Below are 17,753 nucleotides of genomic sequence, written 5' to 3' on the forward strand. Positions count from 1 at the left end.
GTTAACCTTCACCAAGCTCGCGCATTACCGCATAAAGCGCCGATTTCGCTTCAAAGCCCACGCCGGGGATATCGGGCAGCCCCACATAGCCATTCTCCACCTGAATACCATCCGCGAAGCCGCCAAAAGGCTGGAAAACGTCCGGGTAGGATTCGTTTCCGCCTAACTGTAAACCCGCGGCAATATTCAGCGACATCTGGTGGCCGCCATGGGGAACCACGCGGCGCGATGACCAGCCAAGCTCATCCATCACTTCTAGGGTACGCATATACTCCACTAAGCCGTAGGAGAGTGCGCAATCAAACTGCACATAGTCGCGGTCGGCACGCATACCGCCGTGGCGGAGCAAGTTGCGCGCATCCTGGTGTGAGAACAGGTTCTCACCGGTGGCCATAGGCAGCTCGTAGTGGTTGGCAAGCTCTGCTTGAAGGGCATAGTCGAGTGGGTCACCAGCCTCCTCGTACCAGAACAGCTTGTAGGGTTTTAGCGCTTCGGCGTAGGCGATAGCGGTGGCTTGATCAAAACGACCATTGGCGTCCACTGCTAAGCGACTACCATCACCAACGACCTTGATGACCGCTTCGATTCGGCGTAGATCCTCTGCTAACGATGCAGCACCGATTTTCATTTTGACCACGCTATAGCCACGATCCAGGTAACTGCGCATTTCATCCTGTAGTTTGCTGTGATCCTTACCGGGGTAGTAATAGCCGCCTGCCGCATAGACCCACACTTTGTCGTCTGTCTGGCCATTACGGTAACGATCAGCCAGCAGCCGATAGAGTGGCTTACCTTCAATTTTGGCCACCGCATCCCAAACGGCCATGTCGATTGTGCCTACCGCTACGGAGCGCTCACCGTGGCCGCCGGGCTTTTCATTGGTCATTAAGGTTTTCCAGATCGCAAAGGGATCAAGATTGTTATGCGCTTGATCAATAAGGCTTTCAGGGTCAGCTTCGCTAATACGGTCAAAAAACCGCTCGCGCATCAGCGCACCCTGTCCATAGCGGCCGTTAGAATTAAACCCGTAGCCAATCACAGGCTTACCGTCACGGATCACATCCGTGACCACGGCAACAAGCGAGCAGGTCATTTTGGAAAAATCGATATAGGCATTGGCAATGGGCGAAGCGATAGAAACGGTTTTCTCGCGAATTTCAACGATGCGCATGGTGTGCTCCTGAGTGGTGAACAGCTCCACATTAAGCGTGACAATACAGCGCGACCAATGCTATTACTGCGCTACCCCATGCTGAAACGGCATTGCTCATGGAACTTGTTTGGCTCGAAGATTTTATCGCCCTGGCAGAACACGGCAGCTTCGTACGGGCAGCAGAAGCGCGACATATCACCCAGCCAGCGTTCAGCCGCCGCATTCGCTCGTTAGAGCAGTGGATGGGTGTCAGCCTGTTTATACGCACACCGCAGGGCACCACGCTTACCGAAGCTGGTAGTCATATTCAAGCCAGAGCGTTTGAAGCGACAAATCGCCTGTATCGACTGCGCGAAGAAGCACAAGAGGTGGCCGGTAAAGCGGCAAAGACCCTTCAGTTCGCCGCCACTCATTCGCTCTCTTTTACCTTTTTTCCGCGCTGGATTCGCCAAACCGAGAATGGCGCGCCGATTGAAGCGATCCAACTTCACTCAGACAGCATGCAGGGCTGCGAGCAACTTTTGGTGCGTGGCGAGGTACCCTTTTTGCTCTGTCATCGCCATCCTGAGGTGCCTTCGCCATTGACCCAGGAGCACTTTGTGAGTCAAAACGTGGGCGACGACATCCTGATAGCACTAGTAGCTCGCTCGTTACGGGAGAGCAACCCTGCCAACCAACTGCCTTATTTGGCTTATACGGAAGCGTCGGGCCTTGGGCGCATTGTGGCTCACCGTTTATACGACAATGGCGAGGTGTTAGCGCTTAAAGCACAGTTTAGTAGCCATCTCGCCGCTGTATTGATGTCGATGGCATTAGAGGGGAAAGGAGTAGCTTGGTTGCCAAAAAGCCTTGCAGAGCAAGAGATTAGCGATGGCCGATTGGTGCGGGCGTTTGATGAAAGCTGGGATATCGCGTTGCAAATCCATCTCGTGAGACCAGTAGCCCCATTAAGCGTTGCGGCCGAAAACTTCTGGGCGCGAGTAACAGATCAGCGTGAACGCGATTAACATTGGGAGATTGATGCTAGGCTAAAAGCGTAAAAAAATATCCCAAAGCCTCCAACTTAACTATATTACCCTTAGTAATAGAGCGCTGGGGATGGTTAAACTGCTTATAGAGAAAATATGCACTGGCAGGTGAGTTGGTTGTGAAAACGGCTTTTCTTGCTTCCAGGATTCCTTTATAAAGCTATTTATAGATGTTAGATCAAATGATCGTGGCACTTTTGTTTGAAGTTAAGGTCGAAATTTCTCGCCTTAAGGCGTCTCAAAATTTTGCCAAGCCGTGAAAATCGCGTTAAATGCAGCAAAAATTGGCCATTTTCACTATAATCGCGCTATGCTTGGTGGCAAGCACTTATTAAATAGCAGTTACAGTTATCAAATTCAGGCATGCCTTTTTAGACCCTGTGCCTTAGCAAACGGCAAGACGACCATGGAACGTTCGACATGGAACTAAGAGAGTGGCTAATCATATTAGGACTGGCGTTGGTATCGCTCATCGTTATTGATGGTGCGCGAAGGCTTCAGCGTCAGCGACGTGTACCCCGTCTAGATCAGGCGGAGAAAGATCTTTCCGGCAGTTCGCTAGATGATCCCGAAGAGGCTGCTAAAGCCGCGGAGATCAATTGGGAACTTCCTAATGGCGGTGCTCGAGTTGTTAAACCCGCAGACTATAGTGGCTTAGGTAATAAACCAAAGTTAGAACGTCAAGAGCATCCTGGGCCCTCTAGGGTGCTCTCCGAGTTTAGACGTTCGGCCTCTGCTAAAGCGGCAAAGCGCAAAGCAGATAAGGCAGAGAAACGGGATAGAGCAGCACCAGTTGCAAAACCAGCGGCAAGTGTTGCCGTTAATAGCACTGCTGCTAAGACAGCCTATAAGCCGGAGGTTAAGGCAGAGCAGCCAATGACTTCTGCATCGGCTACTTCTACTGCTTCGCCGGCTGAATATGAGCGTCGCGAACCCAGTATCTCAATCACGGACTCTTTGCAAAATGAGTCTTTGCAAACAGAAACGTTGCAGACCAAGGCGGCTATGTCTTCGCAGCCGGATTCGTCTTCACAACCGGATTCCTCTGCACAATCGAAACCCTATACCGAGCAGCCTGCTTACTCTGCCGTTGACACGGCGACTCCTTCAGTGACAGAAGCGGATGCTGAAACGCCTCAATCTGTCGCTGCTGAGACGTCACCGCTTACCGCTCACGAAACCGCTGGCAGTGAAACAGCCGCCAGTGAAGCAACTAGTGAAATGGTGCCGCCACATTCAGAGCAAGAACCTGTACTTCGAGCGGAGCCGGAAGACGCGGTATTTGCCAAACATGCCAATCAGCACTCATCACCTAAACGGCGTCAACTGCGCTCCGATACAGTGGGCGAATATGACGAGTTGGACGATGATGAAGTTGATGAGTATCGCTTAGTCGACTTTGAAGGCATGGGGCGCTCGCTAAAGCGTCGTTTGATTGCGCGGCGTAAAGAGAAACAGCGTAAGAAAGCTGAGAAAGCGGTGCGTGATCAAGCCTTGGCCAAGCAGAAGGCCGAACGCAAAGCGCTGGAAGCAGAGCAGAAGCGTGAAGCCAAAGAGGCCGCTGAAGCAGAGCGCGCCCGCCTCGCTCAAGAGCAGGCCCTAGCTCGTGAAGAACGAAATCGTGAAGCAGCGGCGGCCAGTGCGGCCGCTGCAGATAGGCTCGCTGCCCAGCAGCATGCTGTCGATGAAGAAGCGCTTCGTTATGAAGGCAGTGAGTATGCCGCCCACGAAGAGGGTTTTGAAGAGGGTTTTGAAGAGAGCTTTGGCGTTGATGACCGCCACGCTGAAAGCGAGCTTGGAGTGAATGAGAGTGTCCGCATACATCCAACGTTGGAAAAAGCCCTGCGCCACGATGTAAGCGGTGAACACGCCAAGGAAACACTCTCCAGTGCTGAAGAAGTCGTGGTCATTAGCGTTCTCTCTAGAGACCCCGAAGGTTTCGACGGTACCAAACTGCTGGAACTGATGATGGTTTGCGGGTTGCGCTACAGTAGTGCAATGGGTGTTTTTCACCGCTTTGAAACCGAGAGTCACGATAGCGAACTGCAGTTCTCGATGGTCAACGTGGTGAAACCGGGCACTTTCCCCATCGAAGAGATGGGTGAGTTTATGACCCCCGGTATCACGCTGCTGATGCCGCTGCCCGGCGCTATTGATAGCTCAGCCGCCTTTGAGGCGATGGTAGAAACCGCCATGGTCGTGGTTCGCCATATGGGCGGCGAGCTTAAAGACGAAAACCGTAGTGTGATGACCGCACAAACAATCGAATTCGCCCGCCAGCGAGTGCGTGAGTTTGAGCGTCGGCATAGGCTACACCGTCAGATGCAAGCGCGGTAAACGTCGACCATTAACCGTCGACGCATCAGTTGCTGCGTAACACCCGCCTTCTTGCCAGAAGGCGGGTGTTTCTGTTCAATACGCAGCACATTTTGTATTTTCAAATTTTTGCACTTTTGCTGCGAGTCTGGAACCCATTCAAATGAGTCAGTCTGATTCTCAACCGCTGGAAGAGATTACCCAACTGCGGGCCACCTTGGACGAGGCCAACTACCGTTACTACGTGCTCGATGAACCGACGCTCACGGATGCTGACTACGATCGCAAATTTCAGCGCTTACAGCAGTTGGAGGCTGAGCACCCTGAGTTGGTCACTCCCGATTCGCCCACCCAGCGTGTTGGCGCCGCCCCTGCGGATGGCTTTCCCACGGTGGCCCATGCGATCCCCATGCTATCGCTGGATAATGCCTTTAGCCGTGACGATATCCACGCCTTCGCCGAGCGGGTGGCCGAACGCCTTGAGTGCGCCGCAGACGACGTTGAGTTCACCTGCGAGCCGAAACTGGATGGCGCCGCTGTCTCGCTAGTTTACGAGCAGGGCGTACTGGTAAGCGGAGCAACACGAGGCGATGGCCGTACCGGTGAAGGCATTACCTCTAACCTGCGCACGCTGCGTTCGGTGCCGCTAAAGCTGATGGGTAAACATGTGCCCGCCCTGTTGGAAGTGCGTGGCGAAGTCATTATGCGCCACGCGGGCTTTGAAGCGTTGAACGAGCGTGCCCGGGAAGAGGGCAGCAAGGTTTTTGCCAATCCGCGTAATGCCGCGGCGGGCAGCCTGCGTCAGTTGGATCCCCGCATTACGGCAAAACGGCCGCTGGAGTTTCACGCCTACCAGGCTGCACGCTTGGAGCCTGATCTGGGGGATGCGACGCACAGTGAATTAATGAAGCGGTTAGCCACGCTTGGCTTTCGTGCCAGTGCAGAGCTTAAAGTCGTCAAAGGCCCCCAAGCCGTTGCTGACTACTGCGAGCAGTTGGGCGAGAAGCGCGACGGTCTCGGGTTCGATATTGATGGCGTAGTGATCAAGGTGAATGCCCTGCGCCACCAGCGAGAGCTTGGCTTTGTGGCCCGCGCGCCGCGCTGGGCGGTGGCATTTAAGTATCCCGCTCAGGAAGAGGTCACCACGCTTAACGATGTGGAATTCCAGGTGGGCCGCACCGGAGCGATTACCCCCGTGGCGCGCTTGGAGCCGGTCACCGTAGCCGGTGTGACGGTGTCTAACGCGACACTGCACAACGCCGATGAGATCAAACGCCTGGATGTGATGATCGGCGATACAGTCTCGATTCGCCGGGCCGGTGATGTGATTCCCCAAGTGGTGAGCGTGCATACCGAGCTGCGGCCAAAGGATGCAAGAGCGATCGTTTTTCCTGAACACTGCCCGGTGTGCGGTTCCGATATCGAGCGTCTTGAAGGCGAAGCGGTGGCGCGCTGCTCCGGTGGCCTGTACTGCGCGGCGCAGCGCAAAGAGGCGCTCAAGCACTTCGCCAGCCGCAAGGCGCTGGATATTGACGGCCTGGGCGAAAAGCTGATTGTGCAGTTAGTCGATTTAGGCTGGGTAGAAACGCCGGCGGCGCTGTTTCACTTAACCGTCGAGCAGTTGCAAAGCCTTCCGCGTATGGGCGAAAAGTCGGCTACTAACCTGGTCAACGCACTTGAAGCCGCTAAGTCGACCACCTTGGCGCGGTTTATTTACGCTTTAGGTATCCGTGAAGTAGGCGAGGCCACGGCGGCGAATCTTGCCAACCACTTTGGTACCCTAGACGCCATTCAAGCCGCTGAGTTGGAAGCGCTGGAAGCGGTCAACGATGTCGGCCCGATCGTCGCCGCCCATGTGCACACTTTCTTTCGCCAACCGCACAACCAGGAAACCATTGCCGCGCTGATTGAAGCGGGCATTACCTGGCAGGAGGCGGAAGTCACCCAAGGCCCGACGCCGCTGGAAGGCCAGACCTGGGTGCTCACTGGCTCGATGGAGAGCATGACCCGGGATGAAGGCAAGGCGCGTTTGCAGGCGCTGGGTGCCAAGGTGGCGGGCAGCGTATCGAAAAAGACCACTTGCCTGGTCGCTGGCGAAGCGGCGGGCAGCAAACTCACCAAAGCCGAGCAGATGGGCGTAGACGTCATCGACGAAGCTACCTTTATTGAACGTTTGGCAGAGTGGGAGCATCGCTAATGAGCCGTTTTATTGAAGTCCCCGCCAGAATGCTGCCGCCGGATACCCTTAATGCCCTGCTAGAGGCGTTTGTGACCCGTCAGGGCTACGACACCACCGATACCACGGGCGAGGGCATGCATGGATGGGTAGCCGAGCTGAAACAGCAGCTAGAGCGCAATGAGCTGATCATCGCCCATGATCTAGAGCTGGAGATGACCGAAGTGATGACCCTGGCCCAGTGGCGTTCTTTTGGCCGCGATATCGCCGACGACGAGGAGGAGGGCGATATCTAAGCCCTCCCGCTAAGCGTTCCCACCACGAATAATCGCGCTAATAATCCGCCGCCCTGGGTGAAGATGATCCACCAGCGGCGCTTCTAGCGGCATTGGCTCATCGCATATTCGTGAGGCGATCACCTCTGCACAGAGGGGCGCACTGGCTAACCCTCGCGAGCCGTGGGCGGTGGATATCCACAGGCCTGGGTAGTGTTTGCCAGGTATCTCTGCCACACGGGTGGCATCTTTACTCAGCAGCGAGTAGTCGACCCGCCACGCCGCTGCCACCGGCACAGGCCCTGCGTAAGGGGTCTTGTCGGGGCTTGCTGCCCGCACGGCGGCACGACCCTTAAGGTGCTCAGGGCTCAACTCAATTCCTGCCTGTTCCAACGCTTCTACCAAGGCGGGCAGCGTCTGGCGCAGCTCATCGATATTGCGCTGATGGTCATCGTCCGTCACATCAGTTGTCGCATTGTTAGGTACAAAGCTAGCGCCGAAGGTCAGGACGCCATCCAACGCAGGTGCTACATAGCCGCCAGCACACACCACCCGCTTAGGGCCTGCTACTTCATTGGGTAGCCGTAATTCACTAATCTGACCGCGAACCGATTGCAGCGGTAACTCCGCCGTTTGCGCAAAGCGGTTAGCCAAGTGGGCGCTGGCAATCACCACCTGATCCGCCTCCAGCGTGCTGCCATCGGTCAAATTGAGCTGCCAGCCGGTCTCTCGCTGGGTAAGGGAGCTAACCACACCTTGCCGCAAGCTAATGCCTGGCTGGCTAAGCAAGTGCTCACACAGCGCCTTAGGCCTTACCCATCCCGCTTGTGAATAATAGAGTCCGTGGGAAGCGTCAATGTTGATCTCTGCTGTTTCGGTTAGCGCCGGGTTCTCCATTGGGGTGACGACCTCGCTGGGCAGCGGGTGCTGCTCAATAAAACGCTGCTGGCGTCGGGCCTCTCTATCGCTGCTGGCCAACTGAACCACGCCGCAGGGCTGCCATAAGACTTGCTTAGCGTGGTGCTGCGCCAGCCAGCGCTGGCTATACAGCAGCCCAGCAAGATAAACCCGGCTTTGGTGATTGGTCTCCGCGGCCAGCTTTACATATAGCGCGCCCTGGCGATTACCCGAACCACCGGCACCGGGGGCCTCGCGCTCGACCACGGTTATCTTCACGCCTCTTCGCGCCATCGCTGCGGCCACGCAGCTGCCCGCAAGCCCCGCGCCGACGACGACAACGTGTTTGACTGAGGCCACCGGCGGTGGGGTAAACCAGGGCGTTGCCTGGCGGCGGTGATCCGCTGGCGGAGTTTCGATGCTGCCTGCCAGCATTTCCCGCTTGCGGCCATAACCCGGCACTTTCTGCCAGTTAAAGCCCGCCGCTTTCAGGCCCCGCTTGACGATACCCGCGCAGGTAAAAGTGGCAAACGTAGCGCCAGGGCGTGAACGGGCGGCCATGGCGTTAAACAGCTCAGGCTGCCACATGTCGGGGTTTTTGGAGGGGGCAAAACCGTCTAAAAACCAGGCGTCGACCTGGCCATCCAGCTGTTCCAGGCGCTCAGTGGTATCGCCAAAATGCAGATCCAGGGTGACGCGCTCGGTTAAGTGCAGACGGTGAATACCGCTAACCGCGGCGGGCCACTGGGCGCAAAGCGTCTGTGCATAAGTGGCAAGCGAGGGCCAGCTCGCTAAGGCTTGTTCAAGGGCGCCAAGCGCAAGGGGAAACTTCTCTGTGGATAACAGATGCAGTCGTGCACTGGGTGGCGCGTGTTGCTCAAAACAGGCCCAGGCGCAGAGCATATTGAGCCCGGTACCAAAGCCGGTTTCGCCAATTACAAAAGGCCGTGCGGCTTTCCAGGCGGCAAAGCGTTTGGGAAGGTGGTTGGCGCCCAGAAAAACATGCTCGGTCTCTGCGCGCCCATCGCCACGGGTGAAATAGATGTCATCAAAGGCGGTTGCGTGGGGGGCTCCCTTGTTCCAGGTAAGCGCAGGCGTCGTTAATGCCGCCAGCGGAGGCAAGGCGTTTGAGCGTTGGGTCACACAGTTATCCGTATTGGTGTAGAGGTGGTTAAAAAATGATCAATTTGTCAGCGCTGGCGTAATCTCTGGCTTAGCGAAAAGCGTCCGCCGGGTTTGCACAGAGTTTTCCACAGGCTCTGTGAAAAAGCCGACGAACCCTCCACACTCGCCTATTGGCGTCAAGGCATAACTTTCTTGAACGGCTTAACAATTACCTTGGCATAGACCCCAGCAATAATGTATGGGTCGGCATCAGCCCAGGCCTTGGCGTCTTCCAGGCTGTCGAACTCTGCCACTACCAAGCTGCCGGAGAAGCCTGCATCGCCGGGGTTTTCAGCGTCGATGGCAGGGTGAGGGCCTGCCAGTACCAAGCGGCCTTCATCACGCAGCGCTTCCAGGCGCGCCAAGTGGTCGGGCCGAGCCGCCAAGCGACGCTCTAAGCTATTGGGCACATCTTCACTCATAATGGCATATAGCATTTGGGGATAACTCCTTGATTAAACGAGGATGCAAAGTGACCGTTAATTGACCGCACTGGCATAAGCGCGCACCATATCTTACCCATTGCGAAGATTTTATACACAGCTGAAAAGCGCATTCTGACAAACTGGCCACACGGCGTCATTTATGTCCCGACTTCCCACTACCTTTGATGCCGATCAGCGCTACCCGGTTGATTTGCACATGCACTCAACAGCTTCCGATGGCGCATTATCGCCCACCGAGCTGGTAACCCTGTGTGCCGAACGTGGTTTAACGCACATATCGCTTACTGATCACGATACCATGGACGGCATTGAAGAAGCGGGCCGCGCGGCGGAGCAAGCAGGGCTGTGCCTTATCCCCGGCTGTGAGTTATCCACACGCTGGCAAGGCATCAATATCCATGTGGTAGCGCTGCTGCCTGGTGGCTTACAGGGGCCGATGGTGGATGGCCTGATTCAGCAGCGTGAAGCGCGGATTCAGCGTGCTGAAGTCATTGCTGAAAGGCTGGAAAAAGTCGGCTTATCTAACGCGCTGGAAAAAGCTCGCATGCACGCAGGCAGCGACCGCCCCTTGGGCCGCCCGGACTTTGCCCGCGCGCTGGTAGCGGAAGGCGTGGTGCCGGACTGGGCCAGCGCTTTTAAGCGCTATTTGGGCAGCGGCAAAAAGGGCGATGTAAAAGCCCACTGGCCGGAAATCAGCGAAGCGGTGGGCTGGATTGTCGGTTCTGGCGGCGTCGCCGTGATTGCCCATCCACTGCGCCACGGCCTAACCCGGCGCAAGCGTGGCCTGTTGATGGATACCTTCCAGGCCGCGGGCGGCCAAGCGGTCGAACTGGTCAGCGGCCAGCAGAACCCAGACAGCACCCGCGATCTGGCGCGCCAGCTAGTGGAGCGCGACCTTTACGCCTCCATGGGCAGTGATTTTCACTTTCCCGGAAGCCATGCGGCTCCCGGCAGTATGAGTTTAGTGCCGCGCACCGCAGCGCCGCCCATATGGCAGCACCCGCGGCTAGTGCACTTGCGCGATGCGTCGCCCGGGCTGCTGGCGGTTGGTTAAATCACTGCCCGCTCATTTCACAGCACGGTCAGTGCAAAGGTAAGTCAGCTATGCTGTATATGCAGGGCCTACGGATAGGAGATACCTATGAGCCAATATTTTCAGATTCACCCGGAAAATCCGCAGAAACGTTTGATTGATCAGGCCATTGCGATCATTCGTAAAGGCGGTGTGGTCGCCTATCCCACTGACTCGGGCTACGCGCTTGGCTGCCACCTGGGTGAGAAAAAAGCCATCGAGAAGATCAAATGGCTGCGTTCGCTGGATGATAAACACAACTTCACCCTGGTGTGCTCGGATCTCTCGGAAATTGGCACCTACGCCAAGGTGGATAACGATGTGTTCCGGCTGCTGAAAGCCCATACTCCAGGGCCTTACACCTATATTCTGGATGCTACATCCGAAGTGCCCCGCCTATTGCTCCACCCCAAGCGCCGCTCTATTGGTGTGCGTGTGCCGGATCACCGCATTACCCACGCGCTGCTGGCCGCACTGGGCGAGCCATTGATGAGCGTCACGCTGATCCCGGTAGACGCTGACCTGCCCATGAACGACCCGGAAGAGATTCGTGAGCGTTTTGGTGCCCACCTGGACGCCATAATCGACGGTGGCGCCTGCCACTTGGATCCCACCAGCGTTATTGACCTGCGTGAACTGCCGCCGAAAATCATTCGCGAAGGACGTGGCGATATTTCTCCTTTCGTCGGCTAACAGCACTCTGTAAAGCAAATCCCTGGCGCTTAGGCGTATCGCGCAGGGATTTGCTCTATTTTTATCATTGTTTGAATGTTCAATAAAAATAAAATATGATCCTAATGGTTCTTTTCGATAATAAATCGTGATCCTTTAAGGCGAGGAGCCGCCCCGCCTTTTTGAGATCGCCTATCCCAGGAGATCATTCAATGACGATGTCTTTCCCTTCTCGCCTTTGCACCCTTGCCGCTTTAGTCAGTCTTAGCGCTTTTCCGCTGGCCAGCCACGCGGATAGCGATGACGCAGAGCTGTGTGCCCAGGAAGCCTATAAAATGGGCTTGCGCTATCAACAGCAGTCTGCCGAAGCAGCCGCCTTACAGCGTCAGGGTTTTGCCCTCGCCACCTACCGGCTTGAGGATCAGATTGAGGCGCATAGTAGCAGCGACGGCTTGGCGATCATTACCGATCTGGATGAAACGGTACTGGACAACAGCGCGCTGTTGGTTCGCGATATGCAGGCGTGCCACGACTACACCACCTGGGATACATGGAAGCATTGGGAGCGTGAAGGCGAGCCGCGTTTAATGCCAGGTGCCAAGGACTTCCTGGATTACGCGGACGAGCAGGGCGTGGCCATTTTTTACGTCTCTGACCGCTACCAGGAGAACGAGGCCGATACCATCGCCACCCTAGAAGCGTTAGAACTGCCTCAAGTCTCTGAGCAGAGCGTGATGTTGCTGGGGCCTGCTAAGGCCGAGCGCCGCGCAGAAGTGGTGGATAACTACACGCTGGTGATGCAGCTAGGTGATTCCCTTCACGATTTCGCAGGAGACTTCGCGGGCGCCGACCTTGACCAGCAGCATGCGCTTGTTGAGGAGAATGCCGAGCGTTTCGGCAATGACTGGATCGTATTCCCCAACGCTACCTACGGTGCCTGGAGCGAGGCTGAGTTAGACGCCTGGGAAGCTCCGCACGAAGTGGAGTGATGGGTTAAATAATCACTCCCTCCCGCACTGAATAAACGTTGCGCGCCCCCGGTTTGGCTATCTGGTTTAGCTGTCCTGGGGCGCGTTGTTGTCTGCGTCCCCATCGTGGCTATTGTGTTGAGCTTCTGCTTTTTTGTCGTCGTCTTTCTTGCGCGGGTCTTCGCTGTGTTCGTCTAGCCAGGTGCCGCAGCGAAGGCAGTAACGGGCGCGTTTTTCATGGCGTTCGTGCCCGCAACCGGGGCAGGCTTCTTCGGAGTAACGCTCTTCACGAATCGAGCGAATCACTTGGGCAGAAAACACCCCGGTGGGCACGGCAATGATTGAGTAGCCGAGCAGCATGAGTACCACCGTAATCGACTTACCCAGCGCTGTAGCGGGAACGATGTCGCCATAGCCAACGGTGGTCATGCTGACAATGGCCCAGTACATCGACATTGGAATACTGGTGAAGCCCGCCTCAGCGGATTCGATGGTGTACATCAACGCCGCGAACAGGGTGATCACCATTAAAATGGCGCTAAAAAACAGCAAAATCTGACGCAAACTGCGTTTGAGGGCGTCCATTAGCAAGCGCGCCTCGCCGACAAACTCCATGAGCCGCAGAATGCGGAAAATGCGCAGCACCCGCAGCAAGCGCACAATCACCAGACCATGTGCACCTGGCACCAGTAGTACCAGCCAAATGGGCAAAATGGCGATTAAGTCGACGATGCCATAAAAGCTTTTTAAATAAAGGGTCGGTTTTTCCAGGCAGTAAATTCGTAGGATGAGCTCAATGCTAAATAGCAGAGTGAAAACCCACTCCAGATAGAAGAAGAGTTCTCCGTAGCGTTCAGCATAAATCTCAATGCTGTCCAGCATGATGACCGCGACGCTCATCAAAATCGCCACGATCAAGGCGATGTCAAAGGCTTTAGCCCCCGGCGTGTCAGACTCAAATATGATATGGAACAGGCGGGCGCGCAGGCCTTCCGCTCCGGGGGTTAAGTGTAAATTCATCGCTTCATCCTGAAGATGGTCTCAATGCCGTTCTAAATAGAGTGTTAAACCGCTAGCGTAGCGCGGTTTGGTACGCCAGGCGATGGGCAAGTGCTAATGCCGCTTTACCGTAAATCGTATTGGGCTGGCCATCCTTATCGAGCCCGCCGGAAAGCGCCTGGGCATAGCCCCGCGCGGTGTCATCCAGTTCCGGGTGATCGGCGAGAGTGCTCAGCGCCTGCTGGGCATCGCTAAGAAAGCTGGCCTGTTGGCTGTCATGGTAGGCGTCCAGCGCCAGCGTGGCACGGTGCAGCCACTCTGCCGGGGAGTGGGCTTCGGGTAGCGGCCAGTGTTGGGCGCTAAGCGCATTGCCACGGGATGCTTTGCTGCTGTCCGAAGGCCGCAGCGGCACTCGCTCAGCCAGCGTTAAGGCCACCTCCCACAGTGCTTCCGGCTCACCGACTTTTAATTCCAGCTCTGCTTCGCGAATTGGCGTCCGGTACTCTCCGCTAATAATCTCGCCCTCATCCAACACCAGCTCGATATGGCTCTCCTGGCCGTGCGCGCTCTCTTTTAGCTGCCAGCTACGCCGTGTGAAATCGGTGCTGAGCTGGGGAACGAGGGCATCTAACACACCGCTAAGCTCACCTTGAAAAGGAGGTAGCTCGGCAAGCGAGGCGAGATCCAACTGGGGGCCTGCCACCTGCCACTCCCACTCTTGGCGTTGCGAGAGTCCACCACCACCTTGCCCTGCGGTTTTCACTGTTTGCAGCACCTGGCTATCTACCTGGCGCAGGCGCAGCGCAATGCGTGCCTTGGCCAAATCGCCCTGGGGTGTATCAAAGTAGGTGTTGGTCAGCGCTTGCTTACGTACGGGATGAGAAGCGAGATGAGGGTGTTGAGCCAGCGCCGCAGGCCCTTGAGGGGCAAGGGCTAGTTTCAGTTCCACTTCCATGGGGGTTAGACTTTTCATGACACTAGCCACCTCGTTATCGTGACATTTAAATGAATATTTGATTACATTTGTGAACTTTTCATGACGGCGGCGGGCGCACTCTTTATACTGGCGCCGCCATTTCCCGGCTCCCCGAAAATAGGCTAAAAGGCATTATGGTTACCTCCAATCCTTTTTCTTCGATGTTTGGCCGCTCGCCATTCCAGCCGCTATTGGCCCATATCGTCAAGGCGAATGAGTGCGCCGATCAGCTGTTGCCGTTTTTTGAAGCAACCCTGGCAGATGACTGGGACAAAGCGGCTGAGCTGCGCGAAAACGTCACCCGTTTAGAGCATGACGCCGATACGCTGAAAACAGAGCTGCGGTTGAATCTACCCAACACCCTGTTTTTGCCAGTGTCGCGCTCTGACCTGCTCGACCTGATCAGCGTACAGGACAAAATCGCCAATAAGGTGCGTGACATTACCGGCATTATGCTGGGGCGTAAAATGCGCGTGCCGGATGAACTGGCTGAGCCAATGCGCAACTACATCAGCACCAGCGTTGCCTGTGTGGCGCAAGCGCGCCAAGCGCTGGAAGAGCTCAAGGATCTGCTTGAGTCCGGCTTTGGCAAAAACGTTTCTGACGTGATGCAGAAAATGATCCGTGAGCTACACACCCTCGAACACCAAGCCGATGACCAACAGATCACCATTCGTCGCCAGCTGTTCGCGCTTGAAAGCCAGCTACCGCCAGTGGATGTGATCTTTCTTTACAAGATCATCGAATGGGTTGGCGAACTATCCGATCGCGCTGAGCGAGTGGGTAGCCGTCTGCAGATCCTGACTGCCCGCTAAGGGGACTCTCATGCTGATTATTGCCCAGCACGGTGAAATCTTCATTATTCTGGCCTGCTTGTTTGGCTTCTTTATGGCCTGGGGCGTTGGTGCGAACGACGTAGCCAATGCCATGGGCACCTCGGTGGGGTCGAAAGCGATCACCATCAAACAAGCGATTCTCATTGCGGTTGTGTTTGAGTTTCTTGGTGCGTGGCTTGCTGGTGGCGAAGTCACGGCAACGATCCGTGGCGGAATACTTGACCCTGTATTATTGGAAGACAATCCCCAGCTGTTGGTTTACGGCATGCTCTCTGCGCTGTTAGCCGCCGCTATTTGGTTATTGATCGCCTCTGCCCGTGGTTGGCCTGTTTCAACCACTCACTCGATTGTGGGTGCCATCGTCGGGTTTGGTGCCGTGGGGTTAGGTGTTGAGGCGGTAGCGTGGGGTAAAGTCGGTCAAATTGCCTCCAGTTGGGTAATATCGCCACTACTCGCCGGCACGATTGGGTTTGTGCTGTTTAAATCTGTGCATCACCTGATTTTTGAAAGCGACGATCCCTTTGCCGCTGCCAAGCGCTACGTGCCGGGCTACGTATTCCTGGTGGGCTTTATTGTCTCGATGGTGACACTGACCAAGGGCCTGACACACGTAGGCTTGAGCCTAACCTTTGGTCAAAGCCTTTTGCTCTCTATTGTGATTGGTATTGCTGTTATGGCACTCGGTGTTGTCATGCAGCGGCGGATTAAGTTTGAACAGAACGCTAGTGATCACTTTGGCTATGTCAACGTTGAGCGCGTGTTCGGCGTGCTGATGATCTTCACCGCCTGTGCCATGGCCTTTGCCCACGGCTCTAACGATGTGGCCAACGCGGTAGGCCCGCTCGCTGCGGTGATTAGCGTTGTGCAAAGCGATGGCTTAATCGACAGTGCTGCGCTGGTGCCTTGGTGGGTGCTGGTGCTGGGCGGCGGCGGTATCGTTGTCGGCCTTGTCACTTACGGCCATAAAGTGATCGCTACGGTAGGAACCGGCATTACTGAATTGACGCCTAGTCGTGGTTTCGCCGCCACGCTGGCTGCTGCTACCACGGTCGTTCTGGCCTCAGGTACCGGCCTGCCCATTTCGACCACGCATACCCTGGTCGGTGCAGTGCTTGGGGTGGGTTTGGCGCGCGGTATGGCGGCCCTCAACCTGCGGGTTATCGGCACTATTGCGGCGTCCTGGCTGATTACGCTGCCCGCAGGGGCAGGTCTCGCGATTCTGTTCTTCTTTATGTTCAAGGGCATGTTTGGCTAAACACAGGCTCTCATGCGCTTAGCTGAGAAGTAGCCAAGCGATACCATCACAGCGGCATCTTCATGTTTATCTGCATTAGATTGAGCAGATTTGCATTAGAAGGTGCCGCTGTTTTTTGTGCTCTGGTAAAGTAACCCGGTTGGCTATGTTAAACGTCGGATTTTTCTTTCACCTGCTGCCGGAGAGCGGCCCTTGGATACGCGCTTCCCCTTTGTTGATTGGTTCCGTAACGCTTCCCCCTACATTAATGCCCACCGGGGACGAACCTTTGTCATCTTAATTGAAGGCGAAGCCATGGCGTCTGGCCGAGGGGAGCAGCTGATTCAGGATTTAGCGCTGCTGCATACCCTGGGGGTTCGCCTGGTCGTGGTGTTCGGTATTCGCCCCCAGGTGCATGAGGCGCTAACGGCCGCAGGCGTAGAGCCCACGCGTATCGATGGCCGATGGGTCGCCGACCGTGCGGTGATGGCTCATGTGGAGCAGGTCGCCGCCCACCAGCGGCTATGGCTGGAAGCGCGGCTTTCGCTGGGCCTGCCCAGCACGCCGCTGCACGGCGTAGAGCTCAGCGTGATTTCTGGCAACCTGGTCACCGCCAAGCCCCTGGGTGTTAGGGAAGGGGTCGATTTCGACCACAGCGGTGAAGTGCGCCGGGTGCGTGCCAGCGCTATTGAAGGCCTGCTGGAAAAAGGCTCACTGGTGCTGCTGCCGCCGCTGGGGTTCTCCAGTACCGGTGAGGTGTTCGATTTAGACGCCTCTGAAGTTGCTCAACACGCTGCCGTGGCGCTGAAAGCCGATAAGCTGATCTTGCTAGGGGAATCCGAAGGCTTGGAAGATGAGCAGGGCGCGCTGCTGCGCCAGCTTTCGCCAGCGGAGGCCGAGCCGCGTTTAAGCGCCGCAGTGCCAGGTAGCGAGCTAGCCCGCCACTTACAGGCCGCCTGCACCGCCGCACGGGAAGGCGTGGCGCGCACGCACCTGCTCTCCTGGCGCAACCACGATGCTCTGCTGGGTGAGCTATTCACCCGGGACGGCGTGGGCACCATGATTACCCAGCACCGCTACGAACAGCTGCGCCCGGCCACGCTCAACGATTTAGCGGGCTTGCTGGAACTGCTGGAACCGCTAGAGCGCCGAGGTATGCTGGTGGCGCGTTCAAGAGAGCGCCTGGAGCACGAAATCGATGACTACATGGTGATCGAGCGCGACGGTATGGTGATTGGCTGCGCCGCGCTGCATGTATTTACGGATACCAGCATTGCCGAGTTGGCCTGCGTGGCGGTACACGACAGCTACCGCGGTGGCGAGCGGGGCGAGCGCCTGGTGGAGGCCATGGAGCGCCGCGCCCGCCAGCGCGGCTTAACTGAAGTGTTCGTGCTGACCACCCACACCGCCCACTGGTTTGTGGAACACGGCTTCCGCGCCGCCAGCCTGGAAGACCTACCCCCGCTGAAACGCGAAACCTACAATCACGCCCGTAAATCGAAGGTGTTGGTTAAGCAATTAGCGTAATTCGCTTCTTGAAA

The 17,753-nt window shown here is 56.4% G+C and carries 15 protein-coding genes; 10 read left to right on the forward strand and 5 right to left on the reverse strand.

Annotated elements, in window-relative coordinates:
* Nucleotide 1 precedes the first annotated feature (1 nt).
* Nucleotides 2-1,171, reverse strand: coding sequence for a mandelate racemase/muconate lactonizing enzyme family protein (locus tag OM794_RS03850; protein ID WP_226250403.1), 1,170 nt, complete (start codon nucleotides 1,169-1,171; stop codon nucleotides 2-4).
* Nucleotides 1,172-1,269: 98 nt separating this feature from the next.
* Here OM794_RS03850 and OM794_RS03855 point away from each other — a divergent pair, with 98 nt between their 5' ends.
* From OM794_RS03855 to OM794_RS03870, 4 genes are all read left to right on the forward strand, one after another.
* Entirely contained in the window at nucleotides 1,270-2,160 is an 891-nt protein-coding gene (locus tag OM794_RS03855; protein ID WP_226250402.1) for a LysR family transcriptional regulator, read from the forward strand.
* A 441-nt stretch (nucleotides 2,161-2,601) separates the two neighbouring features.
* Complete coding sequence (locus OM794_RS03860; RefSeq protein ID WP_265154270.1) at nucleotides 2,602-4,518, forward strand: cell division protein ZipA C-terminal FtsZ-binding domain-containing protein; 1,917 nt, start codon at nucleotides 2,602-2,604, stop codon at nucleotides 4,516-4,518.
* Between the two features lie 142 nt (nucleotides 4,519-4,660).
* Nucleotides 4,661-6,694, forward strand: coding sequence for an NAD-dependent DNA ligase LigA (gene ligA / locus OM794_RS03865; RefSeq protein ID WP_226250399.1), 2,034 nt, complete (start codon nucleotides 4,661-4,663; stop codon nucleotides 6,692-6,694).
* Complete coding sequence (locus OM794_RS03870) at nucleotides 6,694-6,969, forward strand: YheU family protein (RefSeq protein WP_226250398.1); 276 nt, start codon at nucleotides 6,694-6,696, stop codon at nucleotides 6,967-6,969. Before ligA ends, OM794_RS03870 begins: the two co-directional genes overlap by 1 nt.
* A 9-nt stretch (nucleotides 6,970-6,978) precedes the next feature.
* Here OM794_RS03870 and mnmC read toward each other — a convergent pair whose 3' ends face one another.
* Together mnmC and OM794_RS03880 are read right to left on the reverse strand one after the other, a co-directional pair.
* Nucleotides 6,979-8,988 (reverse strand): bifunctional tRNA (5-methylaminomethyl-2-thiouridine)(34)-methyltransferase MnmD/FAD-dependent 5-carboxymethylaminomethyl-2-thiouridine(34) oxidoreductase MnmC, encoded by a 2,010-nt coding sequence (mnmC, locus tag OM794_RS03875; RefSeq protein ID WP_226250397.1) that lies wholly within the window; start codon nucleotides 8,986-8,988, stop codon nucleotides 6,979-6,981.
* 158 nt (nucleotides 8,989-9,146) lie between these two features.
* A complete protein-coding gene (locus OM794_RS03880; RefSeq protein ID WP_022519945.1) occupies nucleotides 9,147-9,446 on the reverse strand; it encodes a YciI family protein in 300 nt (99 codons plus the stop codon).
* A 148-nt stretch (nucleotides 9,447-9,594) separates the two neighbouring features.
* Here OM794_RS03880 and OM794_RS03885 point away from each other — a divergent pair, with 148 nt between their 5' ends.
* The 3 genes from OM794_RS03885 (at nucleotide 9,595) to OM794_RS03895 (ending at nucleotide 12,188) form a co-directional block, all read left to right on the forward strand.
* Entirely contained in the window at nucleotides 9,595-10,509 is a 915-nt protein-coding gene (locus OM794_RS03885) for a PHP domain-containing protein (protein WP_226250396.1), read from the forward strand.
* A gap of 87 nt (nucleotides 10,510-10,596) precedes the next feature.
* Nucleotides 10,597-11,220, forward strand: a complete 624-nt coding sequence (locus tag OM794_RS03890; RefSeq protein WP_226250395.1) for an L-threonylcarbamoyladenylate synthase — start codon at nucleotides 10,597-10,599, stop codon at nucleotides 11,218-11,220.
* 191 nt (nucleotides 11,221-11,411) lie between these two features.
* Nucleotides 11,412-12,188 carry a 5'-nucleotidase, lipoprotein e(P4) family gene (locus tag OM794_RS03895; RefSeq protein ID WP_226250394.1) on the forward strand — a complete coding sequence of 259 codons (777 nt, stop codon included), beginning with the start codon at nucleotides 11,412-11,414 and terminating at the stop codon, nucleotides 12,186-12,188.
* A gap of 66 nt (nucleotides 12,189-12,254) precedes the next feature.
* Here OM794_RS03895 and OM794_RS03900 read toward each other — a convergent pair whose 3' ends face one another.
* Together OM794_RS03900 and OM794_RS03905 are read right to left on the reverse strand one after the other, a co-directional pair.
* Nucleotides 12,255-13,187, reverse strand: coding sequence for an ion transporter (locus tag OM794_RS03900; protein ID WP_226250393.1), 933 nt, complete (start codon nucleotides 13,185-13,187; stop codon nucleotides 12,255-12,257).
* A gap of 52 nt (nucleotides 13,188-13,239) precedes the next feature.
* Nucleotides 13,240-14,139 (reverse strand): CYTH domain-containing protein, encoded by a 900-nt coding sequence (locus OM794_RS03905; RefSeq protein WP_226250392.1) that lies wholly within the window; start codon nucleotides 14,137-14,139, stop codon nucleotides 13,240-13,242.
* A 137-nt stretch (nucleotides 14,140-14,276) separates the two neighbouring features.
* Here OM794_RS03905 and OM794_RS03910 point away from each other — a divergent pair, with 137 nt between their 5' ends.
* The 3 genes from OM794_RS03910 to argA all read left to right on the forward strand — a co-directional run bounded on the left by OM794_RS03910 (nucleotide 14,277) and on the right by argA (nucleotide 17,739).
* The gene (locus OM794_RS03910) at nucleotides 14,277-14,957 is read left to right on the forward strand and encodes a TIGR00153 family protein (RefSeq protein ID WP_226250391.1); all 681 of its coding nucleotides are present in this window, start codon (nucleotides 14,277-14,279) and stop codon (nucleotides 14,955-14,957) included.
* Between the two features lie 10 nt (nucleotides 14,958-14,967).
* Complete coding sequence (locus tag OM794_RS03915; RefSeq protein WP_226250390.1) at nucleotides 14,968-16,233, forward strand: inorganic phosphate transporter; 1,266 nt, start codon at nucleotides 14,968-14,970, stop codon at nucleotides 16,231-16,233.
* A 192-nt stretch (nucleotides 16,234-16,425) separates the two neighbouring features.
* Entirely contained in the window at nucleotides 16,426-17,739 is a 1,314-nt protein-coding gene (gene argA, locus OM794_RS03920) for an amino-acid N-acetyltransferase (RefSeq protein WP_226250389.1), read from the forward strand.
* Nucleotides 17,740-17,753: the final 14 nt, after the last annotated feature.

Origin of the sequence: Halomonas sp. BDJS001, assembly GCF_026104355.1 — a bacterium.
Lineage (GTDB): Bacteria > Pseudomonadota > Gammaproteobacteria > Pseudomonadales > Halomonadaceae > Vreelandella.

Excerpts from the sequence above, each read along its gene's own strand:
- OM794_RS03850 (WP_226250403.1), bottom strand. The coding sequence starts at position 1,171 with ATGCGCATCGTTGAAATTCGCGAGAAAACCGTTTCTATCGCTTCGCCC.
- OM794_RS03855 (WP_226250402.1), top strand. The coding sequence starts at position 1,270 with ATGGAACTTGTTTGGCTCGAAGATTTTATCGCCCTGGCAGAACACGGC.
- OM794_RS03860 (WP_265154270.1), top strand. The coding sequence starts at position 2,602 with ATGGAACTAAGAGAGTGGCTAATCATATTAGGACTGGCGTTGGTATCG.
- ligA (WP_226250399.1), top strand. The coding sequence starts at position 4,661 with ATGAGTCAGTCTGATTCTCAACCGCTGGAAGAGATTACCCAACTGCGG.
- OM794_RS03870 (WP_226250398.1), top strand. The coding sequence starts at position 6,694 with ATGAGCCGTTTTATTGAAGTCCCCGCCAGAATGCTGCCGCCGGATACC.
- OM794_RS03880 (WP_022519945.1), bottom strand. The coding sequence starts at position 9,446 with ATGCTATATGCCATTATGAGTGAAGATGTGCCCAATAGCTTAGAGCGT.
- OM794_RS03885 (WP_226250396.1), top strand. The coding sequence starts at position 9,595 with ATGTCCCGACTTCCCACTACCTTTGATGCCGATCAGCGCTACCCGGTT.
- OM794_RS03890 (WP_226250395.1), top strand. The coding sequence starts at position 10,597 with ATGAGCCAATATTTTCAGATTCACCCGGAAAATCCGCAGAAACGTTTG.
- OM794_RS03895 (WP_226250394.1), top strand. The coding sequence starts at position 11,412 with ATGACGATGTCTTTCCCTTCTCGCCTTTGCACCCTTGCCGCTTTAGTC.
- OM794_RS03900 (WP_226250393.1), bottom strand. The coding sequence starts at position 13,187 with ATGAATTTACACTTAACCCCCGGAGCGGAAGGCCTGCGCGCCCGCCTG.
- OM794_RS03905 (WP_226250392.1), bottom strand. The coding sequence starts at position 14,139 with ATGAAAAGTCTAACCCCCATGGAAGTGGAACTGAAACTAGCCCTTGCC.
- OM794_RS03910 (WP_226250391.1), top strand. The coding sequence starts at position 14,277 with ATGGTTACCTCCAATCCTTTTTCTTCGATGTTTGGCCGCTCGCCATTC.
- OM794_RS03915 (WP_226250390.1), top strand. The coding sequence starts at position 14,968 with ATGCTGATTATTGCCCAGCACGGTGAAATCTTCATTATTCTGGCCTGC.